The organism is Enterobacter kobei, assembly GCF_001729765.1.
GTDB lineage: Bacteria > Pseudomonadota > Gammaproteobacteria > Enterobacterales > Enterobacteriaceae > Enterobacter > Enterobacter kobei.
Window position 1 is genome coordinate 972,544 of the sequence record NZ_CP017181.1, and the last position, 23,360, is coordinate 995,903.

A 23,360-nucleotide genomic window follows, 5' to 3' on the forward strand; every position below is an offset into this window, starting at 1 on the left:
TTCCCACTTTTTATCTAAAAACGAATCGTTATGAGCGATGCGTTTTAATTCCTTTATCAAAATTCCCGCGCCGGAAATACTGCCCTCATAACAACAAGGGGAGCAGATACTATGGCAATTTCATCGCGAATCACACTTCTCGGCGCGCTGGCGCTGTGGGCCTTTCAGGCGCAGGCGGTAGACGTCACCGTCGCGTATCAAACCTCTGCGGAACCGGCGAAAGTTGCGCAGGCGGATAACACCTTTGCCAAAGCGAGCGGCGCGAACGTCGACTGGCGCAAGTTCGACAGTGGGGCGTCCGTCGTGCGTGCGTTAGCCTCCGGCGACGTGCAGATCGGCAATATCGGATCCAGCCCGCTGGCGGTCGCGGCCAGCCAGCAGGTGCCGATTGAGGTGTTCCTGCTCGCCTCGCAGCTCGGTAACTCTGAAGCGCTGGTGGTGAAGAAAAACATCACCAAACCGGAAGACCTGATCGGCAAGCGCATCGCCGTGCCGTTTATCTCTACCACCCACTACAGCCTGCTGGCGGCGCTCAAACACTGGGGCATCAAGCCGGGGCAGGTTCAGATTCTTAATCTCCAGCCACCCGCGATAATCGCGGCCTGGCAGCGTGGGGATATTGACGGAGCCTATGTCTGGGCCCCAGCCGTGAACGAGCTGGAAAAAGATGGCACCGTGCTGACCGACTCCGAAAAGGTGGGCCAGTGGGGCGCGCCGACGCTCGACGTGTGGGTCGTGCGCAAAGACTTTGCTGAGAAACATCCCGAGGTGGTGAAAGCCTTTGCCAAAAGCGCCCTCGACGCCCAACAGCCCTATATCAGTAACCCCGATGAATGGCTGAAGCAGCCCGCCAATCTTGAAAAACTCGCCCGACTGAGCGGCGTGCCGGAAGCGGACGTGCCGGGGCTGGTGAAAGGCAATACCTACCTGACCCCTGCGCAGCAGGTGCAGCAGCTGACCGGGCCGGTGAACAAAGCGATTGTCGATACCGCCACCTTCCTGAAAGCGCAGGGCAAAGTGCCCGCGGTAGCGGCGGATTACAGCCAGTACGTCACCGACCGCTTTGTGAAATAAGGAGTCCGCCATGCTGAGCATAACTAACCTGTATGCCGATTACGGCGGCAAACCCGCGCTGGAGGAGATCAACCTGACGCTGGCCAGCGGTGAACTGCTGGTGGTGCTGGGCCCCTCCGGGTGTGGGAAAACCACGCTACTGAATCTGATTGCCGGTTTTGTCCCTTATCAGCGTGGCACCATCCAACTGGAAGGCAAAAAGGTGGAAGGCCCCGGCGCCGAGCGCGGCGTGGTTTTCCAGAATGAAGGTTTGCTCCCCTGGCGCAACGTGCAGGAAAACGTGGCATTTGGGCTACAGCTTGCGGGGGGGAACCGCGAACAGCGGCTGGAAACGGCACGGCAGATGCTGAAAAAAGTGGGTCTCGAAGGGGCGGAAAAACGCTTTATCTGGCAGCTTTCCGGCGGTCAGCGCCAGCGTGTCGGCATTGCCCGTGCGCTGGCGGCAAACCCGCAGCTGTTGCTGCTGGACGAGCCGTTCGGCGCGCTGGACGCCTTCACCCGCGAGCAGATGCAAACCCTGCTGTTGCGTCTCTGGCATGAGACGGGCAAGCAGGTCCTGTTGATCACCCACGACATCGAAGAAGCGGTGTTTATGGCGACCGAGCTGGTGCTGTTATCGCCGGGGCCGGGGCGCGTGGTGGAACGCTTGCCGCTCGAGTTCGCGCGCCGTTATGTCGCCGGAGAACCCGTGCGCAGCATCAAATCCGATCCGCAGTTTATCGACCAGCGTGAGTACATCCTAAGCCGCGTGTTTGACCAACGGGAGGCTTTCTCATGAGCATCGTCTTCAGTGAAAAAACGCGCCGCACGCGTCAGGCGCTGCGCTGGCCGTTCTCCCGCCAGCTCACGTTGAGCGTCGGGACGCTGCTGGTGTTACTGGCGGTGTGGTGGCTGGTGGCGGCACTGCAGTGGATCAGCCCGCTTTTTCTGCCGCCGCCGGGACAGGTGCTGGCCAAACTTATTGCCCTCGCCGGGCCGCAGGGGTTTATGGATGCCACGCTCTGGCAGCATCTGGGCGCAAGCCTGACGCGCATTCTGGTGGCGCTGCTGGCGGCGGTGATGATCGGCATTCCGGTTGGCATCGCGATGGGCTTAAGCCCGACGGTGCGCGGCATCCTCGATCCGCTGATTGAGCTTTACCGCCCGGTGCCGCCGCTGGCCTATCTGCCGCTAATGGTAATTTGGTTTGGCATCGGTGAAACGTCAAAAATCCTGCTGATCTATCTGGCGATTTTCGCCCCGGTTGCGATGTCGGCGCTGGCGGGCGTCAAAAGTGCCCAGCAGGTGCGGATCCGCGCGGCGCAGTCGCTGGGCGCCAGCCGGACACAGGTGCTGCTGTTCGTGATTTTACCGGGCGCGCTGCCGGAGATCTTAACCGGGCTGCGCATCGGCCTCGGCGTGGGGTGGTCCACGCTGGTGGCGGCAGAGCTGATCGCCGCCACGCGAGGATTAGGGTTTATGGTGCAGTCGGCGGGAGAGTTCCTGGCGACTGACGTGGTGCTGGCAGGGATCGCAGTCATTGCCGCGATCGCCTTCGGATTAGAGCTGGGGCTGCGCGCGCTACAGCGTCGTCTGACGCCCTGGCATGGAGAAATACAATGAGTGAACGTCTGACCATTACCCCGCTGGGGCCGTATATTGGCGCGCAGGTGTCGGGCCTGGATGTAACCCGTCCGCTGAGCGATAACCAGTTCGAGCAGCTGTATCACGCGGTGCTGCGCCATCAGGTGGTGTTCCTGCGCGAGCAGGCGATCACCCCGCAGCAGCAGCGCGCGCTGGCGCTACGCTTTGGCGATCTGCATATCCATCCGGTCTATCCGCATGCGGAAGGGGTGGAGGAGATTATCGTCCTGGATACCCATAACGATAATCCGCCGGATAATGACAACTGGCACACCGATGTGACCTTTATCGAGACGCCGCCCGCAGGGGCGATCCTCGCGGCAAAAATGCTGCCGGAGACCGGAGGCGATACGCTGTGGGCGAGCGGCATTGCGGCTTTCGAGGCGCTGTCCGCACCGTTCCGGACGCTGCTGAGTGGTCTGCGGGCGGAGCACGATTTCAAAAAATCGTTCCAGGAATACAAGTACCGTAAAAGCGAAGAGGAGCATCAGCGCTGGCTGGATGCGGTTGCAAAACATCCTCCGCTGCTGCACCCGGTGGTGCGTACCCATCCGGTCACGGGCAAGCAGGCGTTATTCGTGAACGAAGGGTTTACCACGCGCATTGTGGACGTGACGGAAAAAGAGAGCGAGGCGCTGCTACGCTTCCTGTTTGCGCATATCACCAAACCGGAGTTTCAGGTGCGCTGGCGCTGGCAGGAGAACGATCTGGCGATCTGGGATAACCGCGTGACGCAGCACTATGCCAATGCGGACTATCTGCCGCAGCGTCGGATTATGCAGCGGGCGACGATTTTGGGGGATAAGCCGTTTTATCGCCCTTGATCCTGTAGTACCTGTAGGTCGGGTAAGGCGTAGCCGCCACCCGGCAATTGTGCACCTTTTTTGCCGGGTGGCGCTGCGCTTACCCGGCCTACAAAGAGTGAACCCCTATATACCGCTGATAGCGGTTCGTCTTCAGGTAGCACAAATCCACCAGCACCAGCCCGTCGACGCAGTTGTTGAACGCCGGGTCGCTGCCAAAATCAATAAACTGCACGCCACCCGGTTCGCACAGCTCGGAATACTGCTTGTAGAGTGGCGGAATGCCGCAGCCCAGATTGCCGAGCAGGGATTTCAGCTTCGTCAGATCGTCCACGTAATCCACGCCGCCAAACTGTGCCAGCACGTCCGGTAACGATGCAGGATAAGGCTGGCGCGACGCGGCCAGCGGATGGCTTGCCGGGAACCACAGACGGTAAAATGCCACCAGCAGATCCCGCGCCGCTGGCGGTAAGCCTCCGGAAATCGAGACCGGGCCAAACAGATAACGGTAGTGCGGATAACGTGCCAGATAAGCCCCAATCCCGGACCAGAGATAATCCAGGCCGCGGCGTCCCCAGTAGCGCGGCTGAATAAAGCTGCGACCCAGTTCAATGCCGTGCTCCAGCACGTCCTGCATTTTATCGTCGTAGTGGAACACGCTGTAGCTGTACAACCCTTCCGGACCCCGATGCGCAATCTGCTTTGCGGTGGGCATAAAGCGATACGCCCCCACGATCTCCAGATCCTCATCATCCCACAGGATCAGGTGCAGATAATCGTCATCGTAACGGTCGGTGTCCCGGCGCTTGCCGCTCCCTTCCTCCACCGCACGAAACGCAATTTCGCGCAGGCGGCCCAGCTCGCGCAGCAGCGGAGCCTCTTCCTGGCCGTTGCGCTGCCACAGATAGATGAGCTTATCGTCGCCGGTTTTGCCCAGACACTCGGCCTGCGCCAGCGCGCGTTTCAGAGTCGCCCGGTCCTCCGGACGAGCAATGGCGCACTGGGTTTTAAAGACGCCAGGCATTCCCTTGCCAAGACGCATCACGTGCTGACGGCACTGCTCGGCCATCTCACGCGACGAAAGGGTGGCGCTGTGCCAGTGATGCCAGGCGATCTGCTGGCCGATTTTAATCGGCAGCTGGCTATGGCGGCGGCGGAACATCTGCTGCATTAACAGCAGCATCGACAATGTCGGCGACACCAGCGTGCTGGCATAAAAGAGGAGACTATTGTGCGCCTGAATATGCACCGGCAGCAGCGGCGCGCGCAGCTTGCTGGCGAGCTTGATAAAGCCCGGGTGCCATTTTTTATCGTGAATGCCTTTGCGCGTCGGACGTGAAACTTCTCCCGCCGGGAAGAAGATCAGTACGCCCGCATTTTGCAGATGTTGCTCCATCTGCACCAGGGAGGATTTCGCCGTCCTGCCCCCCATATTGTCCACCGGGATAAAGAGTGAACTGAGAGGCTCAAGGTGGGTCAGCATCCGGTTGGTCACGACTTTGACGTCACGGCGTACGCGGGAGACGGCGTACAACAGCGCCAGCCCATCCAGAGTGCCCGTCGGGTGGTTGGCAATAATGACCAGCGGGCCATGTTCGGGGATTTGTTCGAGATCGCGGGCGGAAACGGTGCAGAGAATATCAAGGTGATCCAGAACTTGCTCCACCATGTCCAGTCCTTTGAGGTGGCGGTGCGCGGCGGCAAACTGCTGGAATTCATCTTCGTAAAACAGTCTTTTTAACAGACTTTTTTGCCAGGATGCAGGCCTCGCCTGAGGCCAAAGATCGTCGAGAACGCTATCGAGGCTAAACATGGTTACTCCTCCTGCCGTCTTGCGAAGACAGTAGAAGGAGCAGATGTCGGTTGTATTGCAGTTTGGTGAAGATTAGCGGAGGATTTTTTTCTCAGCCAGATCCAGCGCGAAGTAGCTGAAGATCAGGTCCGCGCCCGCACGTTTGATCGCACCCAGGCTTTCGAGGATCACTTTCTCTTCGTCAATCGCTCCCGCCTGCGCGGCGAATTTGATCATCGCGTACTCGCCGCTCACCTGGTAAGCGCCCAGCGGCAGTTCAGTGCGTTCGCGGATGTCGCGCAGAATATCAAGATACGCGCCAGCCGGTTTGAGCATCAGGCAGTCTGCGCCCTGAGCTTCATCCAGCAGGGATTCGCGAATCGCTTCCCGGCGGTTCAGCGGGTTCATCTGATAGGTTTTACGGTCGCCCTTCAGCGCCGTGCCAGCCGCTTCACGGAACGGGCCGTAGAAGGAGGAGGCAAATTTGGTGGAGTAGGACATGATGGCGGTGTCGGTGAAGCCTGCCGCATCCAGCGCCTGACGAATCGCCTGAACCTGTCCATCCATCGCGGCAGAGGGGGCGATGAAATCTGCACCCGCAGCGGCCGCGACCACGGCCTGCTTGCCGAGATTCAGCAGGGTGGCATCGTTATCCACGCCATGATCGCACAGCACGCCGCAGTGGCCGTGAGAGGTGTATTCGCAGAAGCAGGTGTCTGACATGACGACCATTTCCGGCACGGTCTCTTTGCAGATGCGGGACATACGGGCGACAAGGCCATCTTCTTTCCACGCATCGCTGCCGGTGGCGTCGGTATGATGGGAGATGCCAAAGGTCATCACCGAGCGGATCCCCGCGTTGGCGATGCGTTCGATCTCGCGCGCCAGATATTTTTCCGGAATGCGCATTACGCCCGGCATGGCTTCGATGGCTTTGTAGTCATCGATCTCTTCTTCAACAAAAATCGGCAACACCAGATCGTTTAAGGTCAGGGTTGTCTCTTCAAACATAGCGCGCAGTGCAGGTGACTTGCGCAGACGGCGGGGACGTGCAATTAAATCGGTCATGGGATGCCTGATGTTTGTGGAACAAAGAGGCCTAGTGTACCTCAAAGTGAAGGCCGTTGTTTTACGAAAGTAGGCTTTTTTCTTTTCTCAAATTGACGGCTGAAGAACCTTTTTTCACTCTACACTCGCGCGGTCTGTTTTTTCAGGAAAAGGGGAATGATTAGTATGATTTCTATATCAGATGGAATATATAAAAAATAATGATCTATTTATTTTAATAATATTAATGTGAGTTATGAAATTAATTTTCAACTTTCTGTTTTTATAATGTTTATAATGATTGTCTGCTGTGTGGTTGACCTTTTTTCTGTTTTTTTGTCTGTATGCGGACTTAATGGAATCATTCATTGAACCTTTTCTAAATGCAACTGCATAATTCTCTCCACAATTGAATATTGCACAATGATTTGACGGACAAACTTGCTTACGTCCCTGAGGAGGGATGACCCAATGCAAACATGGAAAAAGAAACTGGTTGTATCTCAACTTGCATTAGCCTGTACCCTGGCTATCGCTTCTCAGGCCAATGCGAAAGATATTTCCGGTACGACGTATAATACATTTGGATATGATAACGCCGCCTCAACCCCGTGGTATTATGGTTATGCTGACTGGGATTACACTGATGCCAGCCATGACGGTGATATTTATCCGGTGATCAATAAATCAACGGTGAATGGCGTTATTTCGACGTATTATCTGGATGACGGCATCAATGGTCATTCTAATGCGCTCAGCATTTCTAACAGCACCATCAACGGTATGATTACCTCTGAGTGTATGACCGCAAACTGTGCCGACGGCGTAGACGCCGACGGTACCGCGCATAGTCAGTTCGATCGTTTTAGCCTGACTGTCGATAACAGCACGATCAACGACGCTTACGAGCATTACGCTTATGACGTCGTGAAGGGCGAAACATCGGAAACCCATTACCTGGATACCTACGCTCTCGGTAACGCGATTACGCTGGACGTGGAGTCTGATATTGTTATCCAGAATAATTCCCACGTTGCGGGCATTACGCTAACGCAGGGCTATCAGGAGCTCGATAATACTCCGTATGACGGCGTTGAAGGCGTGGCGAACAGCGCAAACGTGTTCACCGATACGCTGGTGGTTAAAGACTCCGTGCTGACGTCAGGCGCCTACAGCGATCTGGGTACCAGCGGATTCTACGGTCAAACGGCTAAGCCGAGCGACTACGGTGAAACCCACGCCACGGGTGCGGATGACGCGGCGCTGATCGTTGCGGCCAGCGCATCTGACAACGCCATGCAGACCACCGCCACGTTCGACCATTCTACCGTCACCGGCGACATCCTGTTCGCCAGCACCTTCGATAACAACTTCTACGAAAATGGCGATCCGGCAACCGATACCACCGATGATGGCGTCTATAACCCAACCACTAATGCCTGGGATGGCACCGACAGGCTGGACGTGACGCTGACCAACGGCAGCAAGTGGGTCGGTGCGGCGCAGTCCAGCGTTGAAGCCATTGGCACTTCGCAGATGTACGGTCTGGGTTACAGCAACGTTGACTGGCATGCGCTGGCGCCTAATAGCATCTGGCCTGACTCCACCTTTGACAGCAACGGCCACGTAGCGGGCGAAGCGGTTTACCAGAGCGGCCTGTTCAACGTAACGCTGGACAACGGTTCCGAGTGGGATACCCGTAAGATCTCTAACATCGACGCGCTGGCGGTGAATAACCGCTCTCAGGTCAACGTTGAAAACGCTGGCCTGCTGGCGGACTCCATTACCCTAACCAATGCTTCATCGCTGAATATTGGCGACAGCGGCGGCGTAGCGACCGACAGCCTCTATCTGGACAGCGATAGCCGTGCAGCTCTGACCGAAGAGACGGCCGCGCTGTATGCGAATACGATCACCGTCGATAACGGTGCCGAGCTGGCGCTGGGTCTGGGTCAGGTCGACACGCACAATATGGTGCTGACCGACGGTGGCGTACTGAACGTAGCCAGCCGTGATTATGTGCTGAACAGCGATCTGAATAACGCGCGTTATATCACTAACGATCGTTACAGCGCGGACTACGACTATGGTGTCGTCGCACTGAACTCAGACGGCCATCTGGCGGTGAACGGTGACGTTGCCGGTAACTATAAAGTGCGCATTGATGATGCGACCGGCGCAGGCTCCGTCGCTGATTACAAAAACAAAGAGATCGTCCGTGTTTATGATAACAATCCGGATACCGCAGCCCACTTTACTGCCGCAAACAAAGCGGATTTAGGGGCTTACACCTATCAGGCACAGCAGCAGGGTGATACCGTTGTCCTTGAGCAGAAAGCGCTGAGCGACTACGCCAACATGGCGCTGAGCATTCCTTCTGCCAATACCAATATCTGGAATCTGCAGCAGGATACCGTCGGTTCGCGTCTGACCAACAGCCGTCATGGCCTGGCGGACAATGGCGGAGCCTGGGTGAGCTACTTCGGTGGCAACTACGACGGTGACAATGGCGTTATCAGCTACGATCAGGACGTGAGCGGCATTATGGTCGGTCTGGACACCCAGATTGACGGTAACAATGCGAAGTGGATCGTCGGCGGTGCAGCAGGCTTCGCGAAGGGGGATATCAGCGATCGTACCGGTCAGGTCGATCAGGACAGCCAGACGGCAATGATCTATGCCTCTGCGAAGTTTGCGAACGATATGTTCCTCGACAGCTCCCTGAGCTACACCCGCTTTAACAACGACCTTTCAGCTACCATGAGCAACGGTCAATACGTTGACGGTGACACGACCACCGATGCGGTTGGCTTTGGCATGAAGCTGGGCTATGACTGGAAACCAAACCTGTCTGGCTACGTAACCCCTTACGCGGCGGTATCCGGTCTGTTCCAGTCCGGGGATGATTATCGCCTGAGTAATGACATGCGCGTTGATGGGCAATCTTACGATAGCCTGCGCTATGAACTCGGCCTGGATGCGGGTTATACCTTCAACTACGGTGGCGAGCAGGCGCTGACGCCTTACTTCAAGCTGGCCTATGTCTATGATGATGCTGATAACACTGCGGATATCAACGACGACAGCATCGACAACGGCGTTAAAGGCTCTGCGGTGCGTGTAGGGCTGGGTACGCAGTTCAGCTTCACGAAGAACTTCAGCGCGTACACGGATGCCACGTATCTTGGCGGCGGTGACGTTGACCAGAACTGGGGCGCCAATTTGGGTGTGAAATATACCTGGTAATACCTGAAAGCGGGGGAGAATATCCCCCGCTTTTTTACGATAAAAACAAAAAACAATATTGAACCGACCAATACGGATGTCTTGAGGTCTGCATGAACGTTAATGCGAAACCGCTTTCTGAATTAAGCCGGCTCGAACAGTGTCTGATAGCAGCCAGTAGTACGTTTCAATGTGCTCCACAACAAATCATTACTTCTCACGAGTGCAATGAGTCACGCACGGTAGTATTACAGACCGGTATAATCGAAATCTATCGTTATCCAGATGAATTGCTGTTGGGGATCGCGAAAGCGCCATTTATTTTTGGGCTATCCACCGTGATGATTAAACACTGTCACGAATACAAAGTTATCGCCAAAACACCCTGTACGGGTTTTTATTTATCCACGGAAACCACCCGTCAGCTCATACAACAGAATGCGCTCTGGAAAGAGGCCTTCACCTGGTTATCATGGATAAATTACATTCTTGCGAAACGCGACATGCAGCTGGTGGGAAATAATTCTTATCACCAGATCCGCGCCATGTTGCTGAATATGGCGGAGTGGGATGAAACGTTGCGCTCGAAAATTGGTGTGATGAATCATATTCAACAAAGCACCCGTATTTCGCGCTCGGTTGTTGCAGAGGTTCTCGCTGCGCTGCGGCAGGGAAACTACATTAATATGAGCCGGGGCAAGCTGGTCAGCATCAACCGCTTGCCCACGGAATATTAAGATCAGTTAGACGCGGTCAGCACCTGGGCTTTATTGGCGCTCAGTTCAGCCACCAGGTTATTAATGCCATCACTCATATTAACGAAACGCGTATGCGGGGAGCGGGTGACCACCACAAATGCGCCCACGTTGGACTGCGGGATCATCGCCATATAGGTAATGAACCCGCCACCGCCGCCGGTTTTCTGAATAATACCCGGACGGCCATTTTTTGGTGCCATATAGACCCAGCCCAGGCCGAGCGCATCGGCTTTACCCGGTACGTCCATTCCGACCACACGGTGCAGCTGAGTTCGCTGATAAATCAGGGTCTGCATACGGTCGGCCTGGCTGCTGCGCGAATAGAAATCCGATGAGAGGAACTGCTGCATCCAGCGCATCATGTCGCCTGGGGTGGAATAGACCCCGCCGCTCCCCACTGCCGCCAGCGTGTTGTTACACGGGCTTGCGCCTTTCTCCGCCACCATCAGGCGACGGCACTGGTCCGGAGAAGGGGTAAAGGTGGTGTCTTTCATCCCCAGCGGACGGGTTATCTGCTCTTCAAACAGCTGCGTGTAGGGTTTGCCCGCAGCCGCTGAGAGGGCATCCGCCAGCAGGTCGAACGCCAGATTGGAGTAAGAGGCCTGCGAACCCGGGGCCGCCTTCAGCGTGGCGGTGCTCAGGTAGTTCCAGCGCTGCTCACGGGTGGGCCAGACAAACACGTCGCGGTGCGCCGCTCCGCCAGGCTGCTCACGCGGCAGCGCGCTGGTGTGCGTCGCGAGGTTCACAAGGCGAATGGGCGTTCCCTGATACGTCGGCACTCGTGCACCCGGTGGGGCGTATTTGCTGAGCGGATCGTCGAGCTTCACCACGCCCTGGTCGAGCAGTTTCACCAGCATTTCGCTGGTCATCAGCTTGGTTAAGGACGCGATGCGAACGACGGAATCCAGCTGCGGGTGAATGTTATTGCCTGGGCGCGTTTCACCGAAGCTGCGGAATACGCGCTGGTTGCCATCAATAACCACCATTGCCATCCCGGTTGCGCCGCTGCCGTAATAGATCAGGTTCGCGTAGCGATCGGCAATGTCTGAAGCCAAAACGGGAGCCGTCAGCGGTTGGGCCGCCTGGGCGGTGGAGAAGCTCACCGCACACAGCGCGGCAAAAGAGAGCAGACAACGTTTCAACGAAAAGCATCCATGAAGTGAATGAAGAAAGTAATGGGTATTTATACTACTAATCTCTACCGTGCAATGCCCGGAATAGCATAACGATAGCCAGAAAAACGTAACCATGGGTAAATATGAATAATTTACTTGCGAGCGCTCTCCCATTTTCTGGCATCGGGCTTATGATAGGCACCAGTATTACTCAATCTTACGGAGAACGGTATGTCTGAAAAGCGTGTGGTCATGGTGGTTGATATGCAAAACGGGGTATTTGAAACCCCTCGTCATCAGCGCGAAAAGTGTGTCTCTCTGATCAACCAGCTTACGCAGGCGGCCGACACCGTCATTTTTATTCAGCATACCGAGGCCGGGGGGCTGGAAGAAGGAAGTGAAGGGTTTGCGCTGCTGCCTGAACTCCATCAACCGGCTGATGCGCTTTACGTTACCAAGACCGCCTGTGATTCTTTTTACAACACATCGCTTGAAGCGCTGTTACGTGAACACGGAATTCGTGAGTTTGTCATCTGCGGCTGCGCCACGGATTACTGCGTGGACGCGACAATTAAAAACGGCGTCAGTCGGGGCTACCACATTACCGTGGCTGAGGATGCCCATACCACCGCGAATCGCCCGGCGGCTGAAGCACAGATTCTGATTAACCACCATAATGACGTCTGGCGTAACTTCATTGCACCGATGAACCCTCCCGCGGTGAAACGCACCGAAACAATTCTCGAAAACTGGAAAGCGAACTAATAATCAACCCTCGGGTCTGACCTTTTTGCCCGAGCCGGTCTTCCGGCCCGGGCAGGGTATTCGTTTGGTCATGTGTTGAGCACAGCAACAACCATAACAACAAGAAGGAAGCATCATGTTTAAGTCTTTTTTCCCAAAGCCGGGGCCATTTTTCCTGTCGGCATTTATTTGGGCTCTTATCGCGGTCGTTTTCTGGCAGGCGGGCGGCGGTGCATGGCTGGCACGCATAGCCGGGGCGACAGGCGACGTGCCGATTAGCGCAGCGCGCTTCTGGTCACTGAGCTATCTGCTGTTTTACGCCTACTACATGCTGTGCGTAGGGCTGTTTGCGCTGTTCTGGTTTGTCTATTCTCCGCACCGCTGGCAGTACTGGTCGATTCTCGGTACCTCGCTGATCATCTTTGTGACGTGGTTCCTGGTGGAAGTGGGGGTGGCGGTAAACGCCTGGTATGCACCGTTCTACGATCTGATTCAGACCGCGCTGAGTTCGCCGCACAAGGTCACCATTAACCAGTTCTACCATGAAGTCGGCGTCTTCCTCGGTATCGCGCTTATTGCGGTGATCATTGGTGTTATGAACAATTTCTTCGTCAGCCACTATGTTTTCCGCTGGCGTACCGCGATGAACGAACATTACATGGCGCACTGGCAGCATCTGCGTCATATCGAAGGTGCCGCGCAGCGTGTGCAGGAAGACACCATGCGTTTTGCCTCCACCCTTGAAGATATGGGCGTCAGTTTCATCAACGCCATCATGACGCTGATTGCTTTCCTGCCGGTACTGGTGACGCTCTCTGCGCATGTGCCGGATCTGCCGATTGTCGGCCATCTGCCGTATGGTCTGGTGATTGCCGCGATTGTCTGGTCGCTGATGGGCACGGGCCTGCTGGCGGTGGTGGGGATCAAGCTGCCGGGTCTGGAGTTTAAAAATCAGCGCGTCGAAGCGGCGTATCGTAAAGAGCTGGTTTACGGGGAAGATGATGCCAGCCGCGCGTCGCCACCGACCGTCCGTGAGCTGTTTGGTGCCGTGCGTCGTAACTACTTCCGCCTTTACTTCCACTATATGTATTTCAACATTGCGCGCATTTTGTATCTGCAGGTGGATAACGTTTTCGGCTTGTTCCTGCTGTTTCCGTCGATTGTTGCGGGTACGATTACGCTCGGTCTGATGACGCAGATCACCAATGTTTTCGGTCAGGTGCGCGGGTCGTTCCAGTATCTGATCAGCTCCTGGACCACGCTGGTGGAGTTGATGTCCATCTACAAACGTCTCCGCAGCTTTGAGCGTGAGCTGGACGATCGTGACCTGCAGGAAGTGACCAATACCTTTAGCTAATACAGGGAGTTGCTATGTCTTTTGCCGTACCGCGCGCGTTATCGCTGTCCTTACTGGCCGCTCTGGTGCTGGCGGGCTGTGCCGAAAAAGGGGCAGCCCCGCTCAAAAAGGGTGAAAAGCCCGTGGATGTGGCAAGCGTTGTGCGGCAAAAAATGCCCGCCAGCGTGAAGGATCGCAATGCGTGGGCAGATGCGCTGGCTAAAACCTTTGAAAGCCAGAAGATTGCCCCGACCGAGGAAAATATCTGCTCGGTGCTGGCGGTGGCGCAGCAGGAGTCCATGTACCAGTCAGACCCGGTGGTGCCGGGTCTGAATAAAATTGCCTGGAAAGAGATCGACCGCCGCGCGGAATCGATGCATATCCCGGTGTTCCTCGTGCATACCGCACTGAAAATCACCTCGCCGAACGGTAAAAGCTACAGCGACCGGCTGGACACGGTGAAAACCGAAAAACAGCTCAGCGCCATTTTTGATGATTTCATCAACATGGTGCCAATGGGGCAGAAACTGTTTGGCTCGCTCAACCCGGTTCACACCGGCGGACCAATGCAGGTGAGCATCGCGTTTGCCGAGAAGCATACCGACGGCTATCCATGGAAAATTGACGGTACGGTGCGCCAGGAGGTCTTCTCACTGCGCGGCGGACTGTGGTTCGGCACGTATCATCTGCTGAACTATCCGGCGAATTACAACGCGCCGCTGTACCGCTTCGCAGACTTTAATGCCGGCTGGTATGCCAGCCGTAACGCGGCGTTTCAAAGTGCGCTTAGCCGCGCAAGCGGCGTCAAGCTGGCGCTGGACGGCGATCTCATCGCCTACGGCAGCAGCGAGGCGGGAGGCACCGAAAGCGCGGTACGGACATTATCGACAGCGCTTGATATGAGCAACAGCGATATCCGCCGTCAGCTTGAAAAAGGCGATAGCCTGGCATTCGAGAAAACGGATCTCTACAAGAAGGTGTTTGCCCTTGCGGAGCAGAAGAGTGGGAAAACGTTACCGAGGGCTATCCTGCCGGGTATTCAGTTGGAAAGCCCGAAGATCACACGTAACCTGACCACCGCCTGGTTTGCGAAGCGCGTGGACGATCGCCGGGCTCGCTGTATGGGGCTTTAATGGCGACGACGAAAGCGCAGGACTAACGCGACTACGCCTAAAATCATACACCCCGCGAGGAAAGGAACGAGACCGAACAGCGTGCTCACGCCAAATCCAATCTCCACTCGCGGACGTCCGTTATCCTGCACCTGCATCAGGTGTTCATAAACACCTGGCGCATGGACCAGCATATTGAGCAACTGGGAGCCTGCCCAGAAGCAGAAAAGGACAAACAAGGCATACGCGATATTACCCGCCGTAGAGGTTTTTGGTTTGCCGCCAAAAATCGGTTTCGACAATGTAAAGTCAGCCATGTTGACCTCCCGAGGTATAACTCTGTTTTAATACGCGTCTTACGGGGTGAGTTTGACAGGTGATTGCATTTGTCAATATCAGAATCGTGGTAATTTACGCTCAGGAATTCTCCTGGATTATTGATTTCTGCAGCGCGTCACAATTTTTAAACTTAAGTGAAATTGCGTCGCGTTTCAGAATTTCCGCATCTGCCACAGACCTCGTGCTTAAACTGTGAGAGGATGTCTTTTTTCCTGCCGGAGTTGTTATGAAGCTCACGTCCAAACTTCGCCGTGACTGGCACTACTATGCCTTTGCTATTGGGCTGATTTTTATTCTTAACGGCGTCGTGGGGCTGTTAGGATTTGAAGCAAAAGGGTGGCAAACCTATGCCGTCGGGCTGGTGACCTGGGTGATCAGTTTCTGGCTGGCGGGGTTGATTATCCGCCGTCGCCCGGAAGAGACGACGACGGAAGAGACGGCGAAGGGTGCCGATTAACCGTTAACGGAACTTTTCAGCGCGCTGTCGGCGGCGTGACGCTCCAGCGCCAGTTCGATCAGGCGGGTGATCAGCTCAGAGTAGCCAAGCCCGCTGGCCTGCCACAGTTTTGGATACATGCTGATGTTGGTGAAACCCGGCAGCGTGTTGATCTCATTGATTACCACGTCGTTCTCCGGCGTCAGGAAGACATCCACGCGCGCCATGCCGCTGCAGCCGAGAGTCTGGTAGGCGCTGATGGCGATCGCCCGGATCTTGTCGTTGATCGCCGGATCGATATCCGCAGGTACAACGACCTGTGCGCCTTTATCATCAATGTATTTGGTGTCGTAGGAGTAGAAGTCGCTGTTTAAGACCACTTCACCGCAGGTGCTCGCCTGTGGAAAATCGTTGCCCAGCACGGCGCACTCAATTTCGCGACCTTTGATCCCTTGCTCAATAACCACTTTATGGTCAAATTCAAACGCCAGACGGACGGCTTGCGTGAACTCTGCTTCGCTGGCGACTTTGCTAACGCCCACGGATGACCCCTGGTTGGCAGGCTTCACAAACAGCGGCAGCCCCAGTTGACCGCTAACCTGCGCGAAGCTGTACTTGTCGCGGTTGGCGCGGGTGAGCGTGACGAATGGCGCGATATTCAGTCCGGCATCGCGCAGCAGGCGTTTGGTGACGTCTTTGTCCATGCACGCGGCGGATCCCAGTACGTCTGATCCAACAAACGGCAGGTTGGCCATGCGCAACATCCCCTGCAGGGAACCATCTTCCCCGAGCGTGCCGTGTACGATAGGGAAGACCACGTCGATCTGAGTGAGAGCCTGCGCATTGCCGGCGTCGATGAGCTGTCCCTTCATGACGCCAGGAACGGTCGCGACGCTGATGTCCGAAGGATTGAGGGCGATGTGCGCCGGATCGTGGGCATTCAGCAAATACTGGCTGGCGTCGTTAACATGCCACTGGCCCTGTTTATCAATGCCCAGCAGGACCACGTCAAACCGGCTTTTATCGATCGCATCAACGATATTTTTGGCCGATTGCAATGACACCTCGTGTTCCGCTGATTTTCCCCCAAAGACAATACCTACGCGCTGCTTTGCCATCTCACTCTCTTCCAGTCTGACGAAAAGCCAATAACATACCACGATGCCCTGCGGGTTTCGCGGCCTTCTGCCATAATGTTTTGGGGAAGAGTGAGGGGGGAACGTGAAAGGAAAAACTCTGCTGACCGTTTTCATCCTGGGGGCAGTTGCAACGGCGGGTTATCGCTGGTTGCCGTCTTACTACAATCCATTTAAACCGCTGGCCCTGGACGATCCCCCTGGCCGTATTACCCAGTATAAACTGCGACGTTTAACCCCCGAAGCCTGCGCGAGCCTGTTAACGCAGGCCAATCAACGAAACCTTATCCGCACCCAACCGGTCGCTGACGGCGGCGGGACATGTCCGCTGCGCAACGTCGTGCGCGTGCGTGACTTCGGCCCGGTGAGTCTGAACGGCAGTTTTCTTGCCAGCTGTCCGCTGGCGCTCAGCTCTGCACTGTTTGTCAGCCAGCAGGTCCGGCCACTGACGCAGCGCTTCACGGGACATGAGCTGACGCGCATTGAGCACCTTGGCAGCTTTGCCTGTCGCAATATCTACCACCGGCCCGATGCGCGGCGCAGTGAGCATGCCACCGCAGACGCGCTGGATATCGCCGCTTTTCAGCTGGCGAACGGGGAGCGCGTCACGGTGCTGAACGGCTGGAAATCGGCAAAAACGCAGCCATGGCTGAAGGCCCTGCTGGCGGCCAGCTGCGGCTACTACGGTAACGGTTTGGGGCCGGAGTATAACGCGGCGCATGCCAACCATTTTCATCTGGGGATGCGCGGTTTCGGACTCTGTCGCTGAAGCATAATCTTCCGCCAGAAAGTGGATGATTTGTGACTTATTTCACAAATATGATGGCTGGGAAGATAAAACACCAAAGTCAGCAAAGCCGCATCTCTGGTGCGACGCCGGCGTGCGTAACTTGCTAATCTGACGGCGAATTCGCCTAAAAATGAAGACTATTTCTTTATGGAATCCTGGAAAGTTAATCTCATCTCGGTCTGGTTCGGCTGCTTTTTTACCGGGCTGGCCATTAGCCAGATCCTGCCGTTCCTGCCGCTGTACGTGTCGCAGTTGGGGGTTACCTCCCACGAAGCGCTCTCCATGTGGTCCGGTCTGACGTTCAGCGTCACGTTTCTGGTCTCCGCCATTGTGTCTCCGATGTGGGGCAGCCTGGCGGATCGGAAAGGCCGTAAGCTGATGCTGCTGCGCGCCTCGCTCGGGATGGCGATTGCGATTCTGCTCCAGGCCTTCGCCACGAACGTCTGGCAGCTGTTTTTCCTGCGGGCGGTGATGGGGCTGACGTCCGGGTACATTCCGAATGCCATGGCGCTGGTGGCCTCTCAGGTGCCACGCGAACGAAGCGGCTGGGCGCTGAGCACCCTCTCAACGGCGCAGATAAGCGGCGTCATCGGTGGCCCGCTGCTGGGCGGCTTTCTGGCAGACCACGTTGGGCTGCGCGCGGTATTTATCATCACTGCGATCCTGCTGGTGGTTAGCTTTCTGGTCACGCTCTTTCTGATCAAAGAGGGAGGGCGCCCCGTTGTCAGCAAGTCTGAACGCCTGAGCGGTAAGGCCGTCTTCGCCTCGCTGCCTTACCCAGGGTTGATGATCAGCCTGTTTGTCACCACCATGGTGATCCAGCTCTGTAACGGCTCGGTGGGGCCCATTCTGGCGCTGTTTATTAAATCAATGGAGCCAGACAGCAATAATATTGCTTTTCTCAGCGGGATGATTGCCGCCGTGCCGGGCGTTTCCGCGCTGATCTCTGCGCCACGTCTGGGGAAGCTGGGGGACAGGATCGGCACGGCGCGTATCCTGATGGCGACGCTGATTTTTGCGGTGGTGCTCTTTTTCGCGATGTCGTTTGTTACCTCTCCGCTTCAGCTGGGCGTGCTGCGATTTTTACTCGGTTTCGCCGATGGGGCTATGTTGCCTGCCGTACAGACCTTGCTGGTCAAATATTCCAGCGACCAGGTCACCGGACGTATTTTTGGTTATAACCAGTCGTTTATGTATTTAGGCAACGTTGCCGGTCCGCTTATTGGCGCATCCGTTTCTGCGATGGCAGGTTTTCGTTGGGTATTTGCTGCTACGGCAATTGTCGTTTTAATCAATATTATCCAGCTGGCGATTGCCCTGCGCCGTCGAACACGAATGGCGGAGGCGAAATCAGCGAAATAGTCCTTTCGCGGGTGTATTATATATTCTTATGGTAGCCGTATTTTTATATAACTAAATGCGGCGTTTTTTTATAGAAAAACGTTTCGCTAATAAGGGTGGCACCCTAATTTGGCGGTAATGTCACTTTTACATAAGATAATACTTTTCTCCGCTTTGCATATTTCATTCCTGGTGTTAATTTCAGAGGAAACCCCATAAGGAAATAGCACGATGAAGAATCTCATTGCTGAGTTGCTGGTTAAGCTTGCACAAAAGGAAGAAGAGTCTAAAGAACTGGTTGCCCAGGTCGAAGCGCTGGAAATTGTCGTCACCGCGCTATTGCGGCGGATGGATACATCCGATCAGCAGGCGTTAATCAATAGCATCGAAGGGGCGCTGGATAAGGCGCGACCCGACACTCAGGTTCCACCAGAGGATGCCGAATTGCTGCAGCAATACGTAAAGAAGCTGTTGAGGCATCCGCGCAGTTAAGCCGTCACGAACGGTTCTGACGTTTCACAAAATTGTCATGCAGGATGCCTGGCGCTGCTCTGTATTTATTTTTTATCTGTTTGTACCGCGAGAAAATAAAAGTGAAACAGAGTACACGTGTTATCGCGTTACTTCCCCTATCCTTTATGTCGATACCGACAATACCGGTACGTTGGGTCTGAAATGAGAAATTCCCGGCAAAATCACCGCTGCCGGGTGGTTTTTTTCCTGTTACGAACCAGACTTACAGGGAATATTCACAAAAGGATGGTGCAATGAAAACAACATTACTGGTTACTCTGCTCTCCGGCCTGTTCCTGATCTCATCGGCGAATGCGGAAGAGAAAACGCTAACGCCTCAGCAGCAACGGATGACGACCTGTAATCAACAGGCGACGTCCCAGAGTCTGAAAGGCGATGCCCGTAAGACCTATATGAGCGACTGCCTTAAAAACGGTGCCGCGAAGCCTGGCGAAAAAAGTCTGACGCCGCAGCAGCAAAAAATGCGCGAGTGTAATGCGAAAGCGACCGAACAGTCCCTGAAGGGAGACGATCGCAGCAAGTTCATGAGTGCCTGTCTGAAGAAACAAGTGTAGTTCTAACGGGTGAGTGGCGTCGGCTGCTCACCCGAAATTTCATACTTTCCCCGCAGTCCCCCTCTCTATAATTTGGGAAAATGTTTCAGAATATTCCCAAAAATGATGAATGATGAAACGTATTACAACAAAAAGCGCATTCGGGAAGAGTGGAGTTTAACCCTTTCTCAGGATGACCCTTATCGCGCCGGCATCCAGTTTGCCCGGCGGGTTCGGCTGGCGCGCGCTGTTGGTCTGGCAGCCATGTTTTTCCCCGTGGCGGGAATGCTGGTCATCCATTTTTTACCCGGCGGATGGTGGTTGATCCTGGTAGGGTGGGCGTTCGTCTGGCCCCATTTTGCCTGGCAGTTATCCTGCCGCGCCGCGTCACCTCACCAGCAGGAGATTTTCAACCTTAAGATGGATGCCATTATCGCCGGGCTCTGGATTGGCGTGATGGGGCTGTATGCATTACCCACGGCAGCGCTGGTAATGATGGTGGGAATGAACATGATGGGCTCCGGTGGCTGCCGCCTGTTTCTTGTGGGGATAACGTTAACCCTCCTGACCGCGCTGGTGACGCTGCCCCTCGTCGGGAAAGTAACTGTCTTCAACCCCGATCCCGTGGAGTGGGGCTTAACGCTTCCGGTGCTCATGCTTTATCCCATGCTGTTTGCCTGGCTCAGCCACCGGACGGCCATCAGGCTTGCGGAACATAAGCGGCGGCTGGAAATGATGAGTACCCGCGACGGCATGACCGGGGTCTTTAACCGACGACACTGGGAAATGCTGCTGCGTAATGAGTTTGAGCACTGCCGCCGGAGCCACTGCAACGCCACCATTTTGCTGATTGATATCGACCATTTTAAAAACATCAATGATACCTGGGGGCATGACGTGGGCGATAAGGCGATTGTTGCTCTTACCCGTCAGCTTCAGATGTCAGTCAGGTCAGGCGATGCGATAGGCCGTTTTGGCGGAGATGAGTTTGCCGTGATTATGTCGCAGACAGCGGCTGAAAGCGCCATCGCCGTCATGTCTCGGGTTCACGAGCGTCTGGAAACGTTGTCCTTACCGTGCGCACCGAAAGAGCCTCTGCGCATCAGCGTAGGCATTGCCCCCTGGGGGCCACAGTTTGGACATTATCGGGAATGGCTGAAGGCGGCAGATGTGGCGCTGTATAAGGCGAAAAATGCCGGGCGCGGCCGCACCGAAGTGGCCGCCTGACGCCCGGTCAGAAATCAGGATTTACTCAGCTTCTCTGATTTTTCCATGCATTTTGCCATCGCCTCGATGACGGCAGAGCGGAATCCACGTTCTTCCAACACTCGTACCGCTTCGATGGTCGTGCCGCCAGGCGAGCAGACCATGTCCTTCAGTTCGCCCGGATGTTTACCGGTCTCCAGCACCATTTTGGCGGAACCCATCACCGCCTGCGCGGCGAATTTATACGCCTGCGCACGCGGCATGCCGCCAAGCACGGCGGCGTCGGCCATGGCTTCTAAAAACATGAACACGTATGCAGGTGCAGAGCCGCTGACGCCGACAACAGGATGGATCATGGATTCCGCAATCACTTCCGCCTCACCGAAGCAGCGGAAAATGTTCAGCACATCAGCCACCTCTTCTGAGGTCACCAGCGCGTTAGGGGTGACGGAGGTCATACTGGCATTAACCAGTGAGGGAGTATTGGGCATCGCGCGGACGATTTTACGGTCATGACCGAGCGCGCGGGCCAGTTGATCGAGCGTCACGCCCGCGGCAATCGACACGACCAGCGTCTCTTTATTCAGACTGGAGGTGATGTCGCTCAACACTTTGATCATGATGTTCGGCTTAACGGCGCCAAAGACGATATCGGCGACCTGGGCGACTTCCTGCGCGCTTTCGGCGGCGTTGATCCCGTATTGATCGCGCAATGCGGCGACGTTGTCCGGTGACGGGGTATAGACCCAAATCTGACCGGGCAGAACCTGCCCGCTGGCGATCAGGCCGCCCAGGATGGCTTTGCCCATGTTACCGCAGCCGATAAACCCGATTTTCTTATCCATCACGATTCTCCGTCATTATGCGTTGTTTTCTCTGATTGATAGCTTAACAACGAAATGCAGGCGACAATAGTCGGCAGAGACATTATGGGGAGACAATATGGCGATTTGGGTTGATGCGGACGCGTGTCCGAATGTGATTAAAGAGATTTTATTCCGCGCCGCCGAGCGCGTTCAGATGCCACTGACGCTGGTGGCGAACCAGAATATCCGCGTTCCGCCTTCGCGCTTTATCCGTTCCTTGCGCGTCCCGGCCGGGTTCGACGTGGCGGATAATGAAATTGTTCGTCTGTGCAGCCCGGAGGATCTGGTCATTACCGCTGATATTCCACTGGCGGCGGAAGTGCTGGAGAAAGGCGCAGCGGCGCTCAACCCGCGCGGTGAACGTTATTCGCCTTCAACCATCCGGGAAAAACTCACTATGCGTGATTTTATGGATACCATGCGGGCCAGCGGCGTGCAGACCGGAGGGCCGGACAGCCTGTCCCAGCGCGATCGCCAGCAGTTTGCTGCCGAACTGGATAAATGGCTGCTGGAAGTGAAGCGTCGCACAGCGTAATGATAATTATTGTCACTTTGTGGTACAGTGTGGCTTCCGCAGGGTTGTCATCCCGTACCGCTTTGCAGTAAAGTATTCTACACATCTTCTGCAATGATTTCTTTACACTCTTCAGCCATCCGGCATCAAGGGGAACACCTGGCTATGACCCAACCCATCTTTTTAGTTGGCCCCCGCGGCTGTGGGAAAACCACCGTTGGCCTGGAACTGGCACGCGCATGTCATCGTCAGTTTGTTGATACCGACCACTGGCTGCAAACCGAGGCCGGCAGAACCATCGCGGACATTGTTGAGCAAGAGGGATGGGAGAGCTTTCGCGCACGCGAAACGGCCGCGCTGAAAGCGGTCACCACGCCGTCAGCCGTGATTGCGACAGGAGGGGGGATTGTTCTCGCCGAGTGTAACCGGCATTTTATGCGTGAAAAGGGCATTGTGATCTATCTCTGCGCGCCGGTTTCGGCTCTCGTGGGGCGCCTTGAGGCCTTTCCGGAGGAGGGACAACGTCCGGCGCTGACCTCCAGACCGCTCAGCGAAGAGGTGAGCGAAGTCCTGGCCGAGCGTGATGCCCTGTACCGTGAAGCGGCGCACCACGTTGTGGATGCTTCTGCGGCACCGGAAGAGGTGGTGATTCAGATTATTACCGCCCTGCGTTTGGCTTGTGCCAGCTAACCGCCGTCTATACTGATAGCTCAGACATAAAAAAAGGATGAGCTATGCCAACCAGACCTCCCTATCCGCGCGAAGCACGTATCGTTACCGTTGAAAAAGGCACAGGCGATCAAACCGTGACCTGGTATCAGCTGCGTGCCGATCACCCCAAACCGGACTCGCTGATCAGTGAACATGAGACTGAACAGGAAGCCCTGGATGCCAAACGGCGCTACGAAGATCCCGAAAAGTCATAGATGTTTTCCTAAACGCTCCGATACCGTGCCTGAATCACACTTTTTACTCATCGCCAATGTTAAGCAGGAGTTAATATTTAGTTATTACAGGTGACTCCGTTACCCGCAGG

General features: G+C 55.6%; 24 protein-coding genes. 18 read left to right on the plus strand and 6 right to left on the minus strand.

The genetic code is table 11. The features are described 5' to 3' along the window. Positions 1 to 111: 111 nt before the first annotated feature. The 4 genes from tauA to tauD are packed head-to-tail and all read left to right on the plus strand — an operon-like array spanning position 112 to position 3,521. Positions 112 to 1,074: a taurine ABC transporter substrate-binding protein gene (gene tauA, locus BFV64_RS04590; protein WP_032637373.1), complete on the plus strand. Its 963-nt coding sequence runs from the start codon at positions 112 to 114 to the stop codon at positions 1,072 to 1,074. 10 nt (positions 1,075 to 1,084) lie between these two features. Then, positions 1,085 to 1,852, plus strand: coding sequence for a taurine ABC transporter ATP-binding subunit (gene tauB / locus BFV64_RS04595; protein WP_063667291.1), 768 nt, complete (start codon positions 1,085 to 1,087; stop codon positions 1,850 to 1,852). Beyond that, positions 1,849 to 2,676, plus strand: a complete 828-nt coding sequence (gene tauC, locus BFV64_RS04600; protein ID WP_063667292.1) for a taurine ABC transporter permease TauC — start codon at positions 1,849 to 1,851, stop codon at positions 2,674 to 2,676. Before tauB ends, tauC begins: the two co-directional genes overlap by 4 nt. Next, on the plus strand, positions 2,673 to 3,521 hold the full coding sequence (gene tauD, locus BFV64_RS04605) for a taurine dioxygenase (RefSeq protein ID WP_063667293.1): 849 nt from the start codon (positions 2,673 to 2,675) through the stop codon (positions 3,519 to 3,521). The genes tauC and tauD overlap by 4 nt, the downstream gene beginning before the upstream one ends. A gap of 88 nt (positions 3,522 to 3,609) precedes the next feature. Here the strand turns inward: tauD and olsF are convergent, their stop codons facing one another. Both olsF and hemB read right to left on the minus strand, forming a co-directional pair. Next, entirely contained in the window at positions 3,610 to 5,313 is a 1,704-nt protein-coding gene (olsF, locus tag BFV64_RS04610; RefSeq protein ID WP_069601772.1) for a bifunctional ornithine lipid synthase OlsF, read from the minus strand. Between the two features lie 72 nt (positions 5,314 to 5,385). Then, entirely contained in the window at positions 5,386 to 6,360 is a 975-nt protein-coding gene (gene hemB, locus BFV64_RS04615) for a porphobilinogen synthase (RefSeq protein ID WP_069601773.1), read from the minus strand. A gap of 450 nt (positions 6,361 to 6,810) precedes the next feature. On the opposite strand from hemB, the gene BFV64_RS04620 reads away from it, so the two are divergent. Both BFV64_RS04620 and BFV64_RS04625 read left to right on the plus strand, forming a co-directional pair. Next, entirely contained in the window at positions 6,811 to 9,585 is a 2,775-nt protein-coding gene (locus tag BFV64_RS04620) for an autotransporter YaiT-related protein (RefSeq protein ID WP_059373143.1), read from the plus strand. Positions 9,586 to 9,677: 92 nt separating this feature from the next. Continuing rightward, the gene (locus BFV64_RS04625; protein ID WP_023332210.1) at positions 9,678 to 10,301 is read left to right on the plus strand and encodes a helix-turn-helix domain-containing protein; all 624 of its coding nucleotides are present in this window, start codon (positions 9,678 to 9,680) and stop codon (positions 10,299 to 10,301) included. 2 nt (positions 10,302 to 10,303) lie between these two features. On the opposite strand, the gene ampH is transcribed toward BFV64_RS04625, so the two are convergent. Beyond that, positions 10,304 to 11,464, minus strand: coding sequence for a D-alanyl-D-alanine-carboxypeptidase/endopeptidase AmpH (ampH, locus tag BFV64_RS04630; protein WP_023332211.1), 1,161 nt, complete (start codon positions 11,462 to 11,464; stop codon positions 10,304 to 10,306). A gap of 204 nt (positions 11,465 to 11,668) precedes the next feature. On the opposite strand from ampH, the gene BFV64_RS04635 reads away from it, so the two are divergent. The 3 genes from BFV64_RS04635 (at position 11,669) to BFV64_RS04645 (ending at position 14,650) form a co-directional block, all read left to right on the plus strand. Continuing rightward, on the plus strand, positions 11,669 to 12,202 hold the full coding sequence (locus BFV64_RS04635; protein WP_014882722.1) for an isochorismatase family protein: 534 nt from the start codon (positions 11,669 to 11,671) through the stop codon (positions 12,200 to 12,202). Between the two features lie 115 nt (positions 12,203 to 12,317). Further along, complete coding sequence (gene sbmA / locus BFV64_RS04640; protein WP_023332213.1) at positions 12,318 to 13,538, plus strand: peptide antibiotic transporter SbmA; 1,221 nt, start codon at positions 12,318 to 12,320, stop codon at positions 13,536 to 13,538. Positions 13,539 to 13,552: 14 nt separating this feature from the next. Then, positions 13,553 to 14,650: a DUF1615 domain-containing protein gene (locus BFV64_RS04645; RefSeq protein ID WP_023332214.1), complete on the plus strand. Its 1,098-nt coding sequence runs from the start codon at positions 13,553 to 13,555 to the stop codon at positions 14,648 to 14,650. Here BFV64_RS04645 and BFV64_RS04650 read toward each other — a convergent pair. Continuing rightward, positions 14,647 to 14,946 (minus strand): DUF2755 family protein, encoded by a 300-nt coding sequence (locus tag BFV64_RS04650; protein WP_014882725.1) that lies wholly within the window; start codon positions 14,944 to 14,946, stop codon positions 14,647 to 14,649. The genes BFV64_RS04645 and BFV64_RS04650 overlap by 4 nt on opposite strands. 248 nt (positions 14,947 to 15,194) lie before the next feature. Here BFV64_RS04650 and BFV64_RS04655 point away from each other — a divergent pair, with 248 nt between their 5' ends. Further along, positions 15,195 to 15,425 (plus strand): DUF2754 family protein, encoded by a 231-nt coding sequence (locus BFV64_RS04655; protein WP_014882726.1) that lies wholly within the window; start codon positions 15,195 to 15,197, stop codon positions 15,423 to 15,425. Here BFV64_RS04655 and ddlA read toward each other — a convergent pair. Then, positions 15,422 to 16,522 (minus strand): D-alanine--D-alanine ligase, encoded by a 1,101-nt coding sequence (ddlA, locus tag BFV64_RS04660; RefSeq protein ID WP_014882727.1) that lies wholly within the window; start codon positions 16,520 to 16,522, stop codon positions 15,422 to 15,424. The two genes, BFV64_RS04655 and ddlA, sit on opposite strands and share 4 nt — an antisense overlap. A 103-nt stretch (positions 16,523 to 16,625) precedes the next feature. Here ddlA and BFV64_RS04665 point away from each other — a divergent pair, with 103 nt between their 5' ends. The 5 genes from BFV64_RS04665 (at position 16,626) to adrA (ending at position 20,965) form a co-directional block, all read left to right on the plus strand. Further along, positions 16,626 to 17,309 carry an extensin-like domain-containing protein gene (locus tag BFV64_RS04665; RefSeq protein ID WP_069601774.1) on the plus strand — a complete coding sequence of 228 codons (684 nt, stop codon included), beginning with the start codon at positions 16,626 to 16,628 and terminating at the stop codon, positions 17,307 to 17,309. A gap of 168 nt (positions 17,310 to 17,477) precedes the next feature. Further along, complete coding sequence (locus tag BFV64_RS04670) at positions 17,478 to 18,692, plus strand: multidrug efflux MFS transporter (protein ID WP_023332216.1); 1,215 nt, start codon at positions 17,478 to 17,480, stop codon at positions 18,690 to 18,692. A gap of 210 nt (positions 18,693 to 18,902) precedes the next feature. Further along, entirely contained in the window at positions 18,903 to 19,163 is a 261-nt protein-coding gene (gene iraP, locus BFV64_RS04675) for an anti-adapter protein IraP (RefSeq protein ID WP_014882730.1), read from the plus strand. A gap of 275 nt (positions 19,164 to 19,438) precedes the next feature. Next, positions 19,439 to 19,759 (plus strand): phosphate starvation-inducible protein PsiF, encoded by a 321-nt coding sequence (gene psiF / locus BFV64_RS04680; protein ID WP_014882731.1) that lies wholly within the window; start codon positions 19,439 to 19,441, stop codon positions 19,757 to 19,759. A gap of 102 nt (positions 19,760 to 19,861) precedes the next feature. Next, the gene (adrA, locus tag BFV64_RS04685; RefSeq protein WP_023332217.1) at positions 19,862 to 20,965 is read left to right on the plus strand and encodes a diguanylate cyclase AdrA; all 1,104 of its coding nucleotides are present in this window, start codon (positions 19,862 to 19,864) and stop codon (positions 20,963 to 20,965) included. A 14-nt stretch (positions 20,966 to 20,979) separates the two neighbouring features. On the opposite strand, the gene proC is transcribed toward adrA, so the two are convergent. Further along, a complete protein-coding gene (proC, locus tag BFV64_RS04690; protein ID WP_069601775.1) occupies positions 20,980 to 21,789 on the minus strand; it encodes a pyrroline-5-carboxylate reductase in 810 nt (269 codons plus the stop codon). A gap of 97 nt (positions 21,790 to 21,886) precedes the next feature. Here proC and BFV64_RS04695 point away from each other — a divergent pair, with 97 nt between their 5' ends. The 3 genes from BFV64_RS04695 (at position 21,887) to yaiA (ending at position 23,250) form a co-directional block, all read left to right on the plus strand. Beyond that, the gene (locus BFV64_RS04695) at positions 21,887 to 22,345 is read left to right on the plus strand and encodes a YaiI/YqxD family protein (RefSeq protein WP_014882734.1); all 459 of its coding nucleotides are present in this window, start codon (positions 21,887 to 21,889) and stop codon (positions 22,343 to 22,345) included. 144 nt (positions 22,346 to 22,489) lie between these two features. Next, positions 22,490 to 23,014, plus strand: coding sequence for a shikimate kinase AroL (aroL, locus tag BFV64_RS04700; RefSeq protein WP_014882735.1), 525 nt, complete (start codon positions 22,490 to 22,492; stop codon positions 23,012 to 23,014). A gap of 44 nt (positions 23,015 to 23,058) precedes the next feature. Continuing rightward, on the plus strand, positions 23,059 to 23,250 hold the full coding sequence (yaiA, locus tag BFV64_RS04705) for a protein YaiA (protein WP_014882736.1): 192 nt from the start codon (positions 23,059 to 23,061) through the stop codon (positions 23,248 to 23,250). The last annotated feature ends 110 nt before the right edge of the window (positions 23,251 to 23,360 follow it).

What these genes read in the sequence shown, in the direction of transcription:
- tauA (WP_032637373.1), top strand. Translation starts at nt 112, where the DNA reads ATGGCAATTTCATCGCGAATCACACTTCTCGGCGCGCTGGCGCTGTGG.
- tauB (WP_063667291.1), top strand. Translation starts at nt 1,085, where the DNA reads ATGCTGAGCATAACTAACCTGTATGCCGATTACGGCGGCAAACCCGCG.
- tauC (WP_063667292.1), top strand. Translation starts at nt 1,849, where the DNA reads ATGAGCATCGTCTTCAGTGAAAAAACGCGCCGCACGCGTCAGGCGCTG.
- tauD (WP_063667293.1), top strand. Translation starts at nt 2,673, where the DNA reads ATGAGTGAACGTCTGACCATTACCCCGCTGGGGCCGTATATTGGCGCG.
- olsF (WP_069601772.1), bottom strand. Translation starts at nt 5,313, where the DNA reads ATGTTTAGCCTCGATAGCGTTCTCGACGATCTTTGGCCTCAGGCGAGG.
- hemB (WP_069601773.1), bottom strand. Translation starts at nt 6,360, where the DNA reads ATGACCGATTTAATTGCACGTCCCCGCCGTCTGCGCAAGTCACCTGCA.
- BFV64_RS04620 (WP_059373143.1), top strand. Translation starts at nt 6,811, where the DNA reads ATGCAAACATGGAAAAAGAAACTGGTTGTATCTCAACTTGCATTAGCC.
- BFV64_RS04625 (WP_023332210.1), top strand. Translation starts at nt 9,678, where the DNA reads ATGAACGTTAATGCGAAACCGCTTTCTGAATTAAGCCGGCTCGAACAG.
- BFV64_RS04635 (WP_014882722.1), top strand. Translation starts at nt 11,669, where the DNA reads ATGTCTGAAAAGCGTGTGGTCATGGTGGTTGATATGCAAAACGGGGTA.
- sbmA (WP_023332213.1), top strand. Translation starts at nt 12,318, where the DNA reads ATGTTTAAGTCTTTTTTCCCAAAGCCGGGGCCATTTTTCCTGTCGGCA.
- BFV64_RS04645 (WP_023332214.1), top strand. Translation starts at nt 13,553, where the DNA reads ATGTCTTTTGCCGTACCGCGCGCGTTATCGCTGTCCTTACTGGCCGCT.
- BFV64_RS04650 (WP_014882725.1), bottom strand. Translation starts at nt 14,946, where the DNA reads ATGGCTGACTTTACATTGTCGAAACCGATTTTTGGCGGCAAACCAAAA.
- BFV64_RS04655 (WP_014882726.1), top strand. Translation starts at nt 15,195, where the DNA reads ATGAAGCTCACGTCCAAACTTCGCCGTGACTGGCACTACTATGCCTTT.
- ddlA (WP_014882727.1), bottom strand. Translation starts at nt 16,522, where the DNA reads ATGGCAAAGCAGCGCGTAGGTATTGTCTTTGGGGGAAAATCAGCGGAA.
- BFV64_RS04670 (WP_023332216.1), top strand. Translation starts at nt 17,478, where the DNA reads ATGGAATCCTGGAAAGTTAATCTCATCTCGGTCTGGTTCGGCTGCTTT.
- iraP (WP_014882730.1), top strand. Translation starts at nt 18,903, where the DNA reads ATGAAGAATCTCATTGCTGAGTTGCTGGTTAAGCTTGCACAAAAGGAA.
- psiF (WP_014882731.1), top strand. Translation starts at nt 19,439, where the DNA reads ATGAAAACAACATTACTGGTTACTCTGCTCTCCGGCCTGTTCCTGATC.
- adrA (WP_023332217.1), top strand. Translation starts at nt 19,862, where the DNA reads ATGATGAATGATGAAACGTATTACAACAAAAAGCGCATTCGGGAAGAG.
- proC (WP_069601775.1), bottom strand. Translation starts at nt 21,789, where the DNA reads ATGGATAAGAAAATCGGGTTTATCGGCTGCGGTAACATGGGCAAAGCC.
- BFV64_RS04695 (WP_014882734.1), top strand. Translation starts at nt 21,887, where the DNA reads ATGGCGATTTGGGTTGATGCGGACGCGTGTCCGAATGTGATTAAAGAG.
- aroL (WP_014882735.1), top strand. Translation starts at nt 22,490, where the DNA reads ATGACCCAACCCATCTTTTTAGTTGGCCCCCGCGGCTGTGGGAAAACC.
- yaiA (WP_014882736.1), top strand. Translation starts at nt 23,059, where the DNA reads ATGCCAACCAGACCTCCCTATCCGCGCGAAGCACGTATCGTTACCGTT.